Source organism: Rhizobium sp. F40D2, from assembly GCF_051810745.2.
In the GTDB taxonomy this organism is placed as follows: domain Bacteria; phylum Pseudomonadota; class Alphaproteobacteria; order Rhizobiales; family Rhizobiaceae; genus Rhizobium.
In genome coordinates, this window is the sequence record NZ_CM131436.1 from 1894552 (window position 1) to 1910144 (window position 15593).

Here is a 15593-nt window from a genome sequence, read left to right on the forward strand (position 1 = left end):
GATGACTGACAGGCGGATATGCCCTCATGCAGCCAATGCCAGATTATGCGCTCAGCGTCTGCGAACAGCTTAAATCGCTGACGCTTTCCGGTACGCTGCAGGTCGATGCCGCCCAGATGGACGTGGCCAAAAGCCTGGATCGGGTGCTTGCCGGGCTGAAGCAGCAACGGCCGGCGGCAAAATCGAGCGCGCTTGGCTGGCTGTTTGCCGCCAAGAAGAAATCCGCCGCCGGCATCAAGGGGCTTTATATCCACGGCAGCGTCGGACGCGGCAAGACCATGCTGATGGACATGTTCTTCTCGATGGCGCCGTGCAAAAAGAAGCGGCGGGCGCATTTCCACGAATTTATGGCGGATGTGCATAGCCGCATCGCAGCGCATCGGCTGAAGCTCAAGAACGGCGAGACGAAGCAGGCCGATCCGATGCCGCCGGTTGCCGCCGCCCTCTACGAGGAAGCGGAACTGCTTTGCTTCGACGAATTCACCGTCACCGATATCGCCGATGCGATGATCCTGTCGCGGCTGTTCTCCGAGCTTTTCGCGCGCGGATGCGTGCTGGTTGCGACTTCGAATGTCGAGCCCGACAATCTCTACGCGGATGGCCTCAACCGCGGCCTCTTCCTGCCCTTCGTCGCCCTTCTCAAGCAGCATGTCGACGTCGTCACCCTGGATTCGCCGACCGATTACCGGATGGAGAAGCTGAGCAGCCAGCCGGTCTATCTGGTGCCGGTCAACGACCACAACGACATGGCCATGGATGCGTCCTGGACGCAGGCGCTGCACGGGCGCAAGGCGCAGCCGCTGGATATTCCGATGAAGGGGCGCCACATCCACGTGCCGCTCGCCGTCGAGCGCATGGCGCGGTTTTCCTTCACCGATCTTTGCGACAAGCCGCTCGGGGCAGTCGACTTCCTGGCCATCGCCGAGCGCTTCGATACGGTCTTCCTCGATCACGTTCCCTTGCTCGGACCGGAGAAACGGAACCAGATCAAACGCTTCATCATTATGGTCGATACGTTCTACGACCATGCGGTGCGGCTTTACATTTCCGCGGCGGCCATGCCGGAGGAACTTTTGCTGCACCGCCGGGGCACCGAGGGGTTTGAATTCGACCGCACGGCATCCCGGCTGTTTGAAATGCGCAGTGCCGAATATCTTGTGCTGCACCATGAGAAGCGGGCCGCCGAGTAACAATTCGGTGACAGAATATCTTACGTTTACGTAAGAATTTTTGTATCTAAACGATTGAAAATGCTGCATCAAAATTAATGCATTGCCATTTTAAGGCTTTCGGTCTATGCGATTGCGTCATTGGGCGGTGCCTCGCGCGTCGTTCACCGAATTTGATCGCAAAGGAAACAGCGAAATGGCGCGTAACAAGATCGCACTCATTGGTTCTGGCATGATTGGTGGCACGCTGGCGCACCTCGCCGGCCTGAAGGAACTGGGCGACATCGTCCTCTTCGACATTGCGGACGGCATTCCCCAGGGCAAGGGTCTCGATATCTCCCAGTCCTCGCCGGTCGAAGGCTTCGACGTCAACCTGACAGGCGCCAGCGATTATTCCGCGATCGAAGGCGCTGACGTCTGCATCGTCACCGCCGGCGTTGCCCGCAAGCCCGGCATGAGCCGCGACGATCTTCTCGGCATCAACCTCAAGGTCATGGAGCAGGTCGGCGCCGGCATCAAGAAATATGCCCCCAACGCTTTCGTGATCTGCATCACCAACCCGCTCGACGCGATGGTCTGGGCGCTGCAGAAGTTCTCCGGCCTTCCGGCCAACAAGGTCGTCGGCATGGCCGGCGTTCTCGACTCCTCGCGCTTCCGTCTGTTCCTCGCCAAGGAATTCAACGTCTCCGTCCAGGACGTCACCGCCTTCGTGCTCGGCGGCCACGGCGACACGATGGTGCCGCTCGCCCGCTACTCGACGGTCGGCGGCATTCCGCTTACCGACCTCGTCACTATGGGCTGGGTCACCAAGGAACGCCTCGAAGAGATCATCCAGCGCACCCGTGACGGCGGCGCCGAAATCGTCGGCCTGCTGAAGACCGGCTCGGCCTATTACGCGCCGGCCGCCTCGGCGATCGAGATGGCAGAATCCTACCTCAAGGACAAGAAGCGCGTTCTGCCCTGCGCGGCTCACCTGAGTGGCCAGTACGGCGTCAAGGACATGTATGTCGGCGTTCCCACCGTCATCGGCGCCGGCGGCGTCGAGCGCATCATCGAGATCGATCTCAACAAGACCGAGAAGGAAGCCTTCGACAAGTCCGTCGGCGCCGTCGCCGGCCTCTGCGAGGCCTGCATCAATATCGCGCCTTCCCTCAAGTAATTGGCGCTGAACTAATCCAAACAGGGATAGACCCATGAACATTCATGAATATCAAGCCAAGGCTCTGCTGAAGGGCTATGGCGCGCCGGTCGCCGAGGGTGTGGCTATTCTCAAGGTCGAAGAAGCCGAGGCTGCCGCCAAGTCGCTTCCGGGCCCGCTTTACGTGGTCAAGAGCCAGATCCATGCCGGCGGCCGCGGCAAGGGCAAGTTCAAGGAACTGTCGCCGGAGGCCAAGGGCGGTGTGCGTCTCGCCAAGTCGATCGACGAAGTGGTTGCCCACGCCAAGGAAATGCTCGGGAATACGCTGGTGACGGCGCAGACCGGCGACGCCGGCAAGCAGGTCAATCGCCTCTACATCGAAGACGGCGCCGACATTGCTCGCGAGCTTTATTGCTCGCTGCTGGTCGACCGTTCGGTCGGCCGCGTGGCTTTCGTGGTTTCCACCGAAGGCGGCATGGATATCGAGGCTGTCGCCCATGACACGCCGGAGAAGATCCAGACGATCGCCATCGATCCGGAAGCCGGTGTGACGGCTGCCGACGTTGCTGCGATCGCTAAGGCTCTGCAGCTCGACGGTGCGGCCGCCGAAGATGCGACGTCGCTCTTCCCGGCGCTCTACAAGGCCTTCAACGAGAAAGACATGGCGCTGCTCGAGGTCAATCCGCTGATCGTCATGAAGGACGGTCACCTGCGGGTTCTCGACGCGAAGATGTCCTTCGACGGCAATGCGCTCTTTCGTCACGACGACGTCAAGCTCCTGCGCGACGAAACCGAAGAAGACGCCAAGGAAATCGAGGCCTCGAAGTGGGACCTCGCCTATGTCGCGCTCGACGGCAATATCGGCTGCATGGTCAACGGCGCCGGCCTCGCCATGGCGACGATGGATATCATCAAGCTCTACGGCAAGGAGCCGGCTAACTTCTGCGACGTCGGCGGCGGCGCCGGCAAGGAGAAGGTTGCTGCGGCTTTCAAGATCATCACCGCGGACCCCAAGGTCGAAGGCATTCTCGTCAATATCTTCGGCGGCATCATGAAGTGCGATGTCATTGCCGAGGGCGTCATTGCCGCGGTCAAGGAAGTCGGTCTCAAGGTTCCGCTCGTCGTGCGCCTTGAAGGCACGAATGTCGAGCTCGGCAAGAAGATCCTGAACGAGTCGGGTCTGGCGATCACGGCGGCTGACGACTTGGACGATGCGGCCAAGAAGATCGTCGCGGCAATCAACGGCTGAGAGCGATCATGGCCTTCCAGTCCACGCCATCTGCTGCTCATATCCGTCTCAACGCCTTTTCCGGCGTATGGGAAGGGGAGGAGCGTGTCGCAGGATCGGCGTGGACGACAGAAGGTAAGGCCGATGCTAGACTTTCCGGCGAGCCGCTGTTCGGTGGCTTCTTCCTCGAGCAGCGCTATCGGCAGACGCGCGATGGGGCTGTTTCGTTCGAGGCCCGCAATGTCTTCGGCTTCGATGCTTCGGATAAGACCTACAAGCTGTACCAGTTCGACAGTGCAGGTTTTGCGCCGCCCTCGCCAGCTTCCGGCGAATGGAGCGGCAAGGAACTCGTGCTGATGAAGGCTTCGCCGCGCGGCCGACAGCGCACCACATTCACATTTGAAAATGAAGACTGCTACCGGATGGGCGTCAGCTTTTCGCCTGCAGGCAGCGATACTTGGCAGGAGGTCGTCAGCGGCATCTATCGTCGCTCGTCCCCCACGTCTTCCAACCTCTCCTAGACAAAGGCCTCGCATGTCTATTCTCGTCAATAAAGACACCAAGATCCTCGTGCAGGGTCTGACCGGCAAGACCGGCACGTTCCACACCGAACAGGCGCTTGCCTACTACGGCACGCAGATGGTCGGCGGCATCCACCCGAAGAAGGGCGGCGAAACCTGGGTCGGCGCAAGGGCGAAAGCCTGCCGATCTTCGCGACCGTTGCGGAGGGCAAGGAAAAGACCGGCGCCGACGCGACCGTCATCTATGTTCCGCCGGCCGGTGCCGCCGATGCGATCATCGAGGCGATCGACGCCGAGATCCCGTTCATCACCTGCATCACCGAAGGTATCCCGGTCATGGACATGGTGCGCGTCAAGGCTCGCCTCGACCGCTCCAAGTCGCGCCTGCTCGGCCCGAACTGCCCGGGCATCCTGACGCCGGAAGAATGCAAGATCGGCATCATGCCGGGTTCGATCTTCCGCAAGGGTTCGGTCGGCATCGTGTCCCGCTCGGGCACGCTGACCTATGAAGCCGTGTTCCAGACCTCCAATGAAGGCCTCGGCCAGACGACGGCCGTCGGCATCGGCGGCGACCCGGTCAAGGGCACCGAGTTCATCGACGTGCTCGAAATGTTCCTGGCCGACGAAGCCACCCAGTCGATCATCATGATCGGCGAAATCGGCGGCTCGGCTGAGGAAGACGCCGCACAGTTCCTCAAGGACGAGGCCAAGAAGGGCCGCAAGAAGCCAATGGCCGGCTTCATCGCCGGCCGCACCGCACCTAAGGGCCGCACCATGGGCCATGCCGGCGCTGTGGTTTCCGGCGGCAAGGGCGACGCTGAATCGAAGATCGCGGCGATGGAATCGGCAGGCATCAAGGTGTCGCCATCTCCGGCCCGCCTCGGCAAGACGCTGGTTGAAGTCCTCAAGGGCTAAACCAACTTATTCCCGGGCGGAGGAACGGCATCTGCGCCTTCCGCCCGGTCTTGACGGCACGATACATGCAGATGCGTCGCGGACAGGCGGCAATCGGAATGCGGCAGCCGGCGATCGAGCCGGCAAATTCATCAAAGTCAGGAGGCGGACGGAAGCGTCCGCATATCACCATGGCACGGCAAGAAGCCAACGAACAGTTTCAGATCACCTCGTTTCTGGATGGCGCCAACGCTGCCTATATCGAGCAGCTTCATGCGCGGTACGAAGAGGACCCGGCATCGGTCGACGATCAGTGGCGGACCTTCTTCAAAGCTCTGGAGGAAGATCCCAGCGATGTGAAGAGGGCGGCCAAGGGGGCTTCCTGGCGCAAGAAGAACTGGCCGCTGGTCGCCGGCGGCGACCTGGTGTCCGCACTCGACGGCGATTGGGGCATCGTCGAGAAGGTCATCGAAACCAAGGTCAAGGCCAAGGCCGAAGCGCAGGGCAAGCCCGCCGACGGCGCCGACGTTCTGCAGGCGACGCGCGATTCCGTGCGCGCCATCATGATGATCCGCGCCTACCGCATGCGCGGCCACCTGCATGCCAAGCTCGATCCGCTCGGCATCGCCGCCTCCGTCGACGACTATCGCGAGCTGTCGCCGGAGAACTACGGCTTCACATCAGCCGATTACGATCGCAGGATCTTCATCGACAACGTGCTCGGCTTGGAATACGCGACCATCCGCGAGATGATCGATATCCTCGAGCGCACCTATTGCTCGACGCTCGGTGTCGAATTCATGCATATCTCCAATCCGGAAGAGAAGGCGTGGATCCAGGAGCGCATCGAGGGGCCGGACAAGGGTGTTGCCTTCTCGGCCGAGGGCAAGAAGGCGATCCTCGCCAAGCTGGTCGAAGCCGAAGGCTATGAGCAGTTCCTCGACGTCAAGTTCAAGGGCACCAAGCGCTTCGGCCTCGACGGCGGCGAGTCGCTGATCCCGGCGTTGGAGCAGATCCTCAAGCGCGGCGGTCATCTCGGACTTAAGGAAGCCGTCTTCGGCATGGCCCATCGCGGCCGTCTCAACGTGCTGTCCCAGGTCATGGGCAAGCCGCACCGGGCGATCTTCCACGAGTTCAAGGGCGGCTCCTACGCACCCGACGAAGTCGAAGGCTCGGGCGACGTCAAGTACCATCTCGGCGCCTCTTCCGACCGCGAATTCGACGGCAACAAGGTGCATGTGTCGCTGACGGCAAACCCCTCGCATCTGGAAATCGTCGACCCTGTCGTCATGGGCAAGGTGCGTGCCAAGCAGGATATGAGCGCTACGGTGTGGGAAGGCGACATCATTCCGCTATCTGAACGCTCCAAGGTTCTGCCGCTGCTGATTCATGGCGACGCAGCTTTTGCCGGCCAGGGCGTCATTGCCGAAATCCTCGGGCTTTCCGGCCTGCGCGGCCACCGCGTCGCCGGCACCATGCACGTCATCATCAACAACCAGATCGGCTTCACCACGAACCCGGCCTTCTCGCGTTCGTCGCCCTATCCATCCGACGTCGCCAAGATGATCGAGGCGCCGATCTTCCACGTCAATGGCGACGATCCGGAAGCGGTGGTCTATGCGGCCAAGGTCGCGACCGAATTCCGCATGAAGTTCCATAAGCCCGTTGTGGTCGACCTGTTCTGCTACCGCCGCTACGGCCACAATGAAGGCGATGAACCGTCCTTCACGCAGCCGAAGATGTACAAGGTGATCCGCGGCCACAAGACCGTGCTGCAGCTCTATGCGGCGCGCCTCGTCGCCGAGGGCCTGCTCACCGACGGCGAAGTCGAGAAGATGAAGGCCGACTGGCGCGCTCATCTCGAACAGGAGTTCGAGGCCGGCCAGCACTATAAGCCGAACAAGGCCGACTGGCTGGACGGCGAGTGGTCGGGCCTGCGCGCGGCCGACAATGCCGACGAGCAGCGCCGCGGCAAGACCGCCGTGCCGATGAAGACGCTGAAGGAAATCGGCCGCAAGCTGTCTGAGATCCCGGCGGGCTTCAATGCGCACCGCACGATCCAGCGCTTCATGGAAAACCGCGCCAATATGATCGCCACTGGTGAGGGTATCGACTGGGCGATGGCCGAGGCGCTCTCCTTCGGCGCGCTCTGCGTCGAAGGCAGCAAGATCCGCCTGTCCGGTCAGGATTGCGAACGCGGCACCTTCTCGCAGCGCCACTCGGTCCTCTATGATCAGGAAACCGAGGAACGCTACATCCCGCTCGCCAATCTTTCACCGACGCAGGGGCGCTACGAAGTCATCAATTCGATGCTTTCGGAAGAGGCCGTACTCGGTTTCGAATATGGCTACTCGCTGGCCCGTCCGAATGCGCTGACGCTCTGGGAAGCGCAGTTCGGCGATTTTGCCAACGGCGCGCAGGTGGTCTTCGACCAGTTCATCTCGTCGGGCGAACGCAAATGGCTGCGCATGTCGGGCCTCGTCTGCCTGTTGCCGCATGGCTATGAGGGACAGGGTCCGGAACACTCCTCGGCCCGCCTCGAGCGTTTCCTGCAGCTTTGCGCCGAGGACAACATGCAGGTCGCCAACGTCACGACGCCGGCGAACTACTTCCACATCCTGCGCCGGCAGTTGAAGCGCGACTTCCGCAAGCCGCTGATCCTGATGACGCCGAAGTCGCTGCTGCGCCACAAGCGGGCGGTCTCGACTCTTGCCGAAATGGCCGGTGAATCAGCCTTCCATCGCCTGCTCTGGGACGATGCCGAGGTCATCAAGGACGGCCCGATCAAGCTGCAGAAGGACAACAAGATCCGCCGTGTCGTCATGTGCTCCGGCAAGGTCTATTACGATCTTCTCGAAGAACGTGAAAAGCGCGGCATCGACGACGTCTATCTCCTGCGTGTCGAACAGCTCTATCCGTTCCCGGCAAAGGCGCTGATCAACGAGCTGTCGCGCTTCCGCAATGCCGAGATGGTCTGGTGCCAGGAAGAGCCAAAGAACATGGGCGCATGGTCGTTCATCGATCCCTTCCTCGAATGGGTGCTCGCCCACATCGATGCAAAGTACCAGCGCGTCCGTTATACCGGCCGTCCGGCCGCCGCCTCGCCGGCGACGGGCCTGATGTCCAAGCATCTGTCGCAGCTCGCCGCATTCCTCGAGGATGCACTGGGCGGCTAACATAAGGGGGGCGCAATGGCTTATTTCTTTCTGAGACTGCTGCCGCCGCGCCCCACTTTCCCGCATGACGGGACCGGGGAGGAAATGGCGGCGATGAAACGCCATGTCGAATACTGGCACCGGCACGCCCTTGCGGGATCGGCGATCGTCGTCGGCCCGGTCTTCGAGGGTGAAGGCGCCTTCGGCATGGCGATCGTCGAAGTCGAGGATCAGGCGGCGGCACAGCTTCTTGCCGACGGCGACCCGATCATCGCTTCCGGTTTCGGTTTCCGTTTCGATATCCTGCCGATGCCCTCGATCATCTTGCGGCCGCCCGCCGTCTGAAACGCTTAAACGAACACACACGAAATCAGGATCTGAACAATGGCCACAGAAATCCGCGTTCCAACTCTCGGTGAATCCGTCAGCGAGGCAACCGTCGGCACCTGGTTCAAGAAGGTCGGCGACGCCATCAAGGCCGACGAGCCGATTCTCGAGCTTGAAACCGACAAGGTGACCATCGAAGTTCCGGCACCCGCCTCCGGCACGCTTTCGGAAATCGTCGTCGCCGCCGGCGAGACCGTCGGCCTCGGCGCGTTGCTCGGCCAGATCGCCGAAGGTGCCGTCGCTGCGGCAGCACCGGCTGCTGCTGCCCCGGCCGCCGCTCCTGCCCAGCCAGCCGCTGCTGCTCCCGCTCAGCCGGCGCCGGTTGCTGCTGCTGCCGCATCGTCGTCGAGCGCTTCCGTCTCCACCATGCCGCCGGCACCAGCGGCTTCGAAGATGCTTGCCGAAAGCAACCTTTCGGCCGATCAGATCGACGGCAGCGGCAAGCGCGGCCAGGTGCTGAAGGGTGATGTCATTGCTGCCGTCGCTAAGGGCATTTCCGCTCCGGCTGCGGCACCCGCCGCCGCTCCTGCCGTCGCGCGCGGCCCGTCGACGGTCGAGGATGCCTCGCGCGAAGAGCGCGTGAAGATGACGCGCCTGCGCCAGACGATCGCCAAGCGCCTGAAGGACGCGCAGAACACCGCCGCCATGCTCACCACCTACAATGAGGTGGACATGAAGGCGGTCATGGATCTGCGCAACAAGTACAAGGACATTTTCGAGAAGAAGCACGGCGTCAAGCTCGGCTTCATGGGCTTCTTCACCAAGGCGGTGACGCATGCGCTGAAGGAACTGCCGGCGGTCAATGCCGAGATCGACGGCACCGACGTCATCTACAAGAACTACTGCCACGTCGGCATGGCCGTCGGCACCGATAAGGGTCTCGTCGTTCCCGTCATCCGCGATGCCGATCAGATGTCGATCGCCGAAGTCGAGAAGGAACTCGGCCGTCTTGCCAAGGCCGCTCGTGACGGCTCGCTATCCATGGCCGACATGCAGGGCGGTACCTTCACCATCACCAATGGCGGTGTCTACGGCTCGCTGATGTCGTCGCCGATCCTGAACGCGCCGCAGTCCGGCATTCTCGGCATGCACAAGATCCAGGAGCGGCCGGTGGCGATCGGCGGCCAGGTGGTCATCCGTCCGATGATGTATCTGGCGCTGTCCTACGATCACCGTATAGTCGACGGCAAGGAAGCGGTGACCTTCCTCGTGCGCGTCAAGGAGAGCCTGGAAGATCCGGAACGTTTGGTTCTCGATCTCTAAGGGAGCGCTTTCGATGCGGAACCGGATCATGCGAGCGGCGCGCCTTCTTCTCTGCGCTGCCGCCGCGCATATTCCGGTTTCGGCAACGGCGGCCGGCTTAGATCTCAGCAAGGCAAGCAGCAATTTCGAGCTGGTGGTGCTCAGCGACGCCGAACTCTCCAGCCGGTCGATCAACGCGATCCACATGGGTAATGTCGAGCTGACCTCCGGGCGCATCGTCGCGGCCGATCCGCTTGCCCAGCCCGATCGTCCGGCGCTCGCAAGAACGGTTGCGCCGGGCGAATATCCGGTGACGCTCTACCAGGCCTTCGGGCGCATCGTTGCCGCCAGCATGCGGTTTGCCGAGGGCAAGCCGGATCATTGGGAGCTTGCCGTCCTGCCCGGCCAGGACGTCGCGACGCTGAAGGACGGCGAGATCTTCGGCTATCCGGTCGATGCCGGCCTCGGCTGTTACATGGACGCCGATACGCTTGAGCTGATCGGAGAGCGTGAAGCGCAGGCGCAGGCGCAAAAACCTGACGCCGATATCAATTATTACGACAATGTGCTGGCCGCGGATCTCGATGCCAACAAGGGCCGTTATGCGTTGCACCGGCCGGTCGCCGGCAAGAACGGCAATGTCGCGGTGTTCTGGAGCGGCTGGGGCGACGGTTTCTATCCAGTTTTCTGGGGGCTCGACAGGGATGGCCGGGCGCTGGTGCTGCTGACGGATTTTAGCGTTGTCGAGAATGCCGACGGGCGGAAGGAGCCGAGGCTGCAATGAGCGGGAGGATCGGGATCACGGCGAAGCGGAAAGGCGTGGCTGCAATCGCAGCCGCTGCGTTTTGCGCCGTTCCGGTCTCCTCGCTTGGGGCGGAATGCAAGCAGGAACGGGCCGTTTATGTCGATCGTGACGGCGCCTATGAACTGCGCTTTGCCCCGCTGAATTCCGCCTCGGCCGCCGCCAGCAACCAGTTCAAGGTCAGTGCCCTCAAGACGTCGGTCGTGATGGAAGGGTATGTCATGCCGTCGGAAGATCCGGTTCGGGCCATCGGCATTCTGATGTTCAACTGCCCCGAGGGTGATGCGACCGGCGCCGATCTCGATGCCTGCACGGTCTGGCAGGGCGCCGTCTATGGCGTGGACGCCAAGGGCGAGATGGACAATCTGCAGCCGGAAGGGGCTGCGGCGGCCGAAAGGCTCGTGCTTCCCGGCCTTGGTCCCGCCATCCGCGAATCCAGCGCCTGGGGCGAGGGCAAGGCTTCCGTGGCGCCATGGGATGTGCTGACATTCAAGGAGTGTGCGACATGAGCGATACCCCTGTTGTTCTCGTGACCGGCGGAAGCCGGGGCATCGGCGCCGCCGTCTGCCGCCTCGCCGCGCACCGGGGCTGGTGTGTCGCGGTGAATTACGCCTCTAACCGCAAGGCTGCTGATGCTGTCGTGGCTTCGATCGTCGAGGATGGCGGCGAGGCGGTGGCGATTGAGGGTGATGTCGGCAAGGCTGCGGATATCGCCGCGATGTTTGCGGCGGTCGACGGCCATTTCGGCCGGCTCGACGGTCTCGTCAACAATGCTGGCATCGTCGACTATCCGCAGCGGGTCGATGAGATGTCGGCAGAGCGGATCGAGCGCATGCTGCGCGTCAATGTCACCGGCTCGATGCTCTGCGCCGCAGAGGCTATACGCCGCATGTCGAGCCGGCACGGCGGCCGGGGCGGGGCGATCGTCAACGTCTCGTCGATAGCGGCGATCCTCGGCGCGGCGACGCAGTATGTCGATTATGCCGCGTCGAAGGCGGCGATCGATACGTTCACGGTGGGGCTTTCCCGCGAGGTCGCTGCCGAGGGCATTCGCGTGAATGCGGTCAGGCCCGGTATCATCGAAACCGACCTCCATGCTTCGGGCGGACTGCCGGATCGGGCGCGGGAGATGGCGCCGTCGGTCCCGATGCAGCGGGCCGGCACGGCCGAGGAGGTGGCGGATGCGATCCTCTATCTTCTTTCCCCTTCGGCTTCCTATATAACCGGCGCGATCCTCAATGTGAGCGGCGGCCGCTAGAAGACAGGGCGAAAAACTGCATGCAGTATATTCTCGAATTTCTCAGCCTGATGGCGGTTTTCTCGATCTTCATCGTCGTGCCGGGGGCCGATTTCGCCGTCATTCTGCGCCAGAGCATAGTGCATGGGCGCCGCGCCCCTGTTATGACCGGGCTCGGCATGGGCTTCTCGCTGCTCTTCCATATCAGCTACACCATCCTCGGCCTCGGCCTGATCGTCTCCAAGTCGCTGATGCTGTTTGCGATGATCAAATGGGCGGGTGTCGCCTACCTTGTCTATCTCGGCATCAAGTCTTTCCGCGAACCGGGCTTCAGGGTGCAGGAGATCGAAGTGACGGCCGAGGACCGCAAGCCGGTCTCGATGTCGAAATGCCTCGGCATGGGTTTCATCACCAATGCGCTGAACCCGAAGCCGGTGCTGTTCTTCCTGTCGCTGTTTTCGACGCTGGTGCATCACGACACACCGGCGCTGATCCAGTTCTCCTACGGCATCGGCATGGCGACGGCGCTGGTCGCCTGGTTTGCCGGCGTCTCCTATTTCTTCACGGTCAAGGCGATCCGTGACCGCTTCATCGCCAGCGGCAAATGGTTCAACCGTATTACCGGAGCGGCGCTCGTCGGCTTCGGCTTCCGCCTCGCACTGTCGCGCGCGGCCGACTAATTGAAAAATCCAAAGGGAAAGAAGCAATGTCTTACGATGTGATCATTATCGGAACCGGCCCGGGCGGCTATGTCTGTGCCGTCAAGGCAGCCCAGCTCGGCCTCAAGGTCGCCGTCGTCGAAAAGCGCGCGACCTATGGCGGCACCTGCCTGAACGTCGGCTGCATTCCGTCGAAGGCGCTGCTGCATGCCTCCGAAATGTTCCATCAGGCCGGCCACGGCATGAGCGCGCTCGGCATCGACATTGCAGCGCCGACGCTCAATCTCGGCAATATGATGGCTCACAAGGACGCCACGGTGAAGTCGAATGTCGACGGCGTCGCCTTCCTCTTCAAAAAGAACAAGATCGACGCCTTCCAGGGCAGCGGCAAGATCGTCTCGGCCGGCAAGGTTGCCGTCACCGCCGAAGATGGCACGATGCAGGAGATCGAAGGCAAGAACATCGTCATCGCCACCGGCTCCGACGTCGCCGGCATCCCGGGCGTGCAGGTCGAGATCGATGAAAAGACCATCATCTCGTCCACCGGCGGCATCGCGCTGGAGAAGGTGCCGGAAACGCTGATCGTCGTCGGCGGCGGCGTTATCGGGCTCGAGCTCGGCTCGGTCTGGTCGCGTCTCGGGGCCAAGGTCACGGTCGTCGAATATCTCGATACCATTCTCGGCGGCATGGATGGCGAAGTCTCCAAGCAGTTCCAGCGCATGCTCGCCAAGCAGGGCATCGATTTCCATCTCGGCGCCAAGGTTACCGGCGTCGAAAAGGGTGACAAGGGCGCCAAGGTCACGTTCGAGCCGGTCAAGGGCGGCGACAAGGTGACGCTCGATGCCGAAGTCGTGCTGATCGCCACCGGCCGCAAGCCCTATACGGCGGGCCTCGGCCTCGAGGAGGCTGGTGTTGCGCTCGACAATCGCGGCCGCGTCGAGATCGACGGTCACTTCAAGACGAATGTCGCCGGCATCTATGCGATCGGCGATGTGGTCAAGGGCCCGATGCTGGCGCATAAGGCGGAAGACGAGGGCGTGGCGCTTGCCGAAATTCTCGCCGGCCAGCATGGCCACGTCAATTATGACGTGATTCCGAGCGTCGTCTATACCCAGCCGGAGATCGCCTCGGTCGGCAAGACCGAGGAAGAACTGAAGGTGGCGGGTATCGCCTACAAGGTCGGCAAGTTCCCGTTCACGGCGAACGGCCGCGCCCGCGCGATGCTGGCGACCGACGGTTTCGTCAAGATCCTTGCCGATAAGGAAACCGACCGGGTGCTCGGCGGCCATATCGTCGGCTTCGGCGCCGGCGAGATGATCCACGAGATCACCGTGCTGATGGAGTTCGGCGGTTCGTCGGAAGATCTCGGCCGCACCTGCCATGCACATCCGACGATGTCGGAAGCGGTGAAGGAAGCCGCGCTTGCGACCTTCTTCAAGCCGATCCATATGTAATCTTACATATTCGTAATGAAGCGTGCAGCCGCTTGCCGCGAGGCAGGCGGCTGTTTTAATTGTCACCTATCGCTAATTTTGCCATTTGACGAAGGTTAGAAAATGCAACAGCCGTGCGCCAAAGGTTACAGCTTAAGCCAGCGTTTGCTTCATTGGACGGTGGCGCTTTTGATCTTCTTCAATCTGCTGTTTCCCGATGGCATGAACATCTGGCATCGGCTCATGCGCAGAGGCGAGGTGCCGACGCCGGAGCAGATTGCGTCGGCGAATATCCATGCCTATGTCGGCATCGCTATTCTGCTGCTCGCCGTGGTCAGGCTCGGGCTGCGTTTCTTCAACGGCGTTCCGACCGAGGCGACGGAGGAGCCGACGATCTTTCGCCTTGCTGCGAAGCTTGCCCATGCCGGCCTCTACGTCCTGATCTTCGCCTTGCCGCTTACGGGTATCGCCGCCTACTATTTCGGCATCAATTCCGCCGGTTCGCTCCACGCGGACGTCCTGAAGATCATTCTCTGGGCGCTGATCGCAGCGCATGTCGCGGGCGCGCTCGTCCATCAGTTCTATTGGAAAACTAATGTGCTCCGCCGCATGACGCTCGGCTGAGCGCTTGCTCGTTCAGTCAGTTCACGGCGGTCACGGTAAACCCTGCTGGCGCAGCAGCTCGATGACGCCGGCCTTGCCGGGCAGGTGCAGGGCGCCGACTGCCATGAAGACGTTGCCGCCTTCGAGAATGGGAGCGGCGCGCTCGGCCATCACCTTGTTGCGGTCGAGGATGACGCGCTGTTCGAAAGCGGCGTAGTCGCTATCTTCGCCTTCCGTCTCCGGCGTCACGGTCTTCAGCATCGGCATGGTCAGGCCGATATCGCCGGAGAGATAGAGGTCGGTCATCGTCTCGACGACGTCGCTCATCTTGTCGCCGAGCTCCAGCGTCTCGATCAGGGACTTCAGATGGAATTCGATCGGCAGGTCGGCCATGGCCTGGATCTGCTCGGCAAGGGTCTCCAGCCCCTTGACCTGCTTGCCTTCGGCAGCGGCATCGGCGGCGATCTTCTGGTCGAGGAATTTTACGCCTTTCGCCTTGCGGGCGATTTCGCAGGCCGGCAGGGCGACGGCGCTCGAGATCATCCACGGCCGCATGCGGGAGACGGCACCGAGCGGAATGCCGCGCTGCTTCAGGCCGGCTTCGAGGCGCTTGTAGTCCTCGGGGGAGAGCAGCTTGTCGATCGTCGTGCCGTCGGTGAACATCGTCAGCTCCGGCTTTGCGAGCAGGGCGGCGGTCGCCTTCCGCTCATCGAGGATCTCGTCGGATTCGATGATGATCGTATTGGCCGCGTCGTGAGCGGCCTTTGCGCGCGGCGGCAGGGCCAGCACGCGCGGATCGGTGACATGCATACTGCCAAGCAGCCATGAAGGCTGAAGTCCTGCCTTTTCGATCTTCCAGAAGATGCCCTTGCCGTTTGGCGTCGTGTCGGCTTCCTTCAGCGCCTCGGCATAGCGGGCGGGATCGTTCTGCTGCAGCTCGACCATCAGGTTGCGGCCGGTGCAGGCCGCGTCTTCGGCCGCCGCCGGTCTAGCCGCCAGGAAGGCCAAAAACAGGGCCGCAAGAAGCAGCATATGAAAGGCCGCAATCAGCCAGAGCAGCAGATTGCCGGATGCTGCGAGAAAAGTCCGGCGGCCGATTGATGTCGTCATGATGATGTTCCGGTC

General features: G+C 62.1%; 13 protein-coding genes and 2 pseudogenes. 14 read left to right on the top strand and 1 reads right to left on the bottom strand.

The features are described from left to right. Window positions 1-26: 26 nt before the first annotated feature. From zapE to ACS4RS_RS09185, 14 genes and pseudogenes are all read left to right on the top strand, one after another. On the top strand, window positions 27-1190 hold the full coding sequence (zapE, locus tag ACS4RS_RS09120; protein ID WP_439011233.1) for a cell division protein ZapE: 1164 nt from the start codon (window positions 27-29) through the stop codon (window positions 1188-1190). A gap of 175 nt (window positions 1191-1365) precedes the next feature. Next, window positions 1366-2328, top strand: coding sequence for a malate dehydrogenase (gene mdh / locus ACS4RS_RS09125; RefSeq protein WP_049733453.1), 963 nt, complete (start codon window positions 1366-1368; stop codon window positions 2326-2328). Window positions 2329-2362: 34 nt separating this feature from the next. Continuing rightward, on the top strand, window positions 2363-3556 hold the full coding sequence (gene sucC, locus ACS4RS_RS09130) for an ADP-forming succinate--CoA ligase subunit beta (RefSeq protein ID WP_439011232.1): 1194 nt from the start codon (window positions 2363-2365) through the stop codon (window positions 3554-3556). 8 nt (window positions 3557-3564) lie between these two features. Beyond that, a complete protein-coding gene (locus ACS4RS_RS09135; protein WP_439011231.1) occupies window positions 3565-4056 on the top strand; it encodes a DUF1579 family protein in 492 nt (163 codons plus the stop codon). A gap of 13 nt (window positions 4057-4069) precedes the next feature. After that, window positions 4070-4971: pseudogene (gene sucD / locus ACS4RS_RS09140) on the top strand (succinate--CoA ligase subunit alpha). Between the two features lie 170 nt (window positions 4972-5141). Further along, complete coding sequence (locus tag ACS4RS_RS09145; protein ID WP_439011229.1) at window positions 5142-8126, top strand: 2-oxoglutarate dehydrogenase E1 component; 2985 nt, start codon at window positions 5142-5144, stop codon at window positions 8124-8126. Between the two features lie 15 nt (window positions 8127-8141). Beyond that, complete coding sequence (locus tag ACS4RS_RS09150; protein ID WP_439011228.1) at window positions 8142-8450, top strand: YciI family protein; 309 nt, start codon at window positions 8142-8144, stop codon at window positions 8448-8450. A gap of 39 nt (window positions 8451-8489) precedes the next feature. Then, complete coding sequence (gene odhB / locus ACS4RS_RS09155) at window positions 8490-9755, top strand: 2-oxoglutarate dehydrogenase complex dihydrolipoyllysine-residue succinyltransferase (protein WP_449313952.1); 1266 nt, start codon at window positions 8490-8492, stop codon at window positions 9753-9755. 13 nt (window positions 9756-9768) lie between these two features. Continuing rightward, window positions 9769-10518 (top strand): DUF4241 domain-containing protein, encoded by a 750-nt coding sequence (locus tag ACS4RS_RS09160; RefSeq protein WP_439011226.1) that lies wholly within the window; start codon window positions 9769-9771, stop codon window positions 10516-10518. Continuing rightward, window positions 10515-11045, top strand: coding sequence for a hypothetical protein (locus ACS4RS_RS09165; RefSeq protein ID WP_439011225.1), 531 nt, complete (start codon window positions 10515-10517; stop codon window positions 11043-11045). Before ACS4RS_RS09160 ends, ACS4RS_RS09165 begins: the two co-directional genes overlap by 4 nt. Further along, complete coding sequence (locus tag ACS4RS_RS09170) at window positions 11042-11794, top strand: SDR family oxidoreductase (RefSeq protein WP_439011224.1); 753 nt, start codon at window positions 11042-11044, stop codon at window positions 11792-11794. Before ACS4RS_RS09165 ends, ACS4RS_RS09170 begins: the two co-directional genes overlap by 4 nt. Before the next feature lie 20 nt (window positions 11795-11814). After that, window positions 11815-12453, top strand: coding sequence for a LysE family transporter (locus ACS4RS_RS09175; RefSeq protein WP_439011223.1), 639 nt, complete (start codon window positions 11815-11817; stop codon window positions 12451-12453). A 26-nt stretch (window positions 12454-12479) separates the two neighbouring features. Further along, window positions 12480-13886, top strand: a complete 1407-nt coding sequence (gene lpdA, locus ACS4RS_RS09180; RefSeq protein ID WP_439011222.1) for a dihydrolipoyl dehydrogenase — start codon at window positions 12480-12482, stop codon at window positions 13884-13886. 102 nt (window positions 13887-13988) lie between these two features. Then, complete coding sequence (locus tag ACS4RS_RS09185; RefSeq protein ID WP_439011221.1) at window positions 13989-14489, top strand: cytochrome b/b6 domain-containing protein; 501 nt, start codon at window positions 13989-13991, stop codon at window positions 14487-14489. A gap of 16 nt (window positions 14490-14505) precedes the next feature. On the opposite strand, the pseudogene ACS4RS_RS09190 reads toward ACS4RS_RS09185, so the two are convergent. Continuing rightward, a pseudogene (locus ACS4RS_RS09190) lies at window positions 14506-15578 on the bottom strand (TraB/GumN family protein). Window positions 15579-15593 lie beyond the last annotated feature (15 nt).

What these genes read in the sequence shown, in the direction of transcription:
- ACS4RS_RS09160 (WP_439011226.1), top strand. Translation starts at nt 9,769, where the DNA reads ATGCGGAACCGGATCATGCGAGCGGCGCGCCTTCTTCTCTGCGCTGCC.
- ACS4RS_RS09150 (WP_439011228.1), top strand. Translation starts at nt 8,142, where the DNA reads ATGGCTTATTTCTTTCTGAGACTGCTGCCGCCGCGCCCCACTTTCCCG.
- ACS4RS_RS09145 (WP_439011229.1), top strand. Translation starts at nt 5,142, where the DNA reads ATGGCACGGCAAGAAGCCAACGAACAGTTTCAGATCACCTCGTTTCTG.
- lpdA (WP_439011222.1), top strand. Translation starts at nt 12,480, where the DNA reads ATGTCTTACGATGTGATCATTATCGGAACCGGCCCGGGCGGCTATGTC.
- ACS4RS_RS09185 (WP_439011221.1), top strand. Translation starts at nt 13,989, where the DNA reads ATGCAACAGCCGTGCGCCAAAGGTTACAGCTTAAGCCAGCGTTTGCTT.
- zapE (WP_439011233.1), top strand. Translation starts at nt 27, where the DNA reads ATGCAGCCAATGCCAGATTATGCGCTCAGCGTCTGCGAACAGCTTAAA.
- ACS4RS_RS09135 (WP_439011231.1), top strand. Translation starts at nt 3,565, where the DNA reads ATGGCCTTCCAGTCCACGCCATCTGCTGCTCATATCCGTCTCAACGCC.
- ACS4RS_RS09165 (WP_439011225.1), top strand. Translation starts at nt 10,515, where the DNA reads ATGAGCGGGAGGATCGGGATCACGGCGAAGCGGAAAGGCGTGGCTGCA.
- mdh (WP_049733453.1), top strand. Translation starts at nt 1,366, where the DNA reads ATGGCGCGTAACAAGATCGCACTCATTGGTTCTGGCATGATTGGTGGC.
- sucC (WP_439011232.1), top strand. Translation starts at nt 2,363, where the DNA reads ATGAACATTCATGAATATCAAGCCAAGGCTCTGCTGAAGGGCTATGGC.
- odhB (WP_449313952.1), top strand. Translation starts at nt 8,490, where the DNA reads ATGGCCACAGAAATCCGCGTTCCAACTCTCGGTGAATCCGTCAGCGAG.
- ACS4RS_RS09170 (WP_439011224.1), top strand. Translation starts at nt 11,042, where the DNA reads ATGAGCGATACCCCTGTTGTTCTCGTGACCGGCGGAAGCCGGGGCATC.
- ACS4RS_RS09175 (WP_439011223.1), top strand. Translation starts at nt 11,815, where the DNA reads ATGCAGTATATTCTCGAATTTCTCAGCCTGATGGCGGTTTTCTCGATC.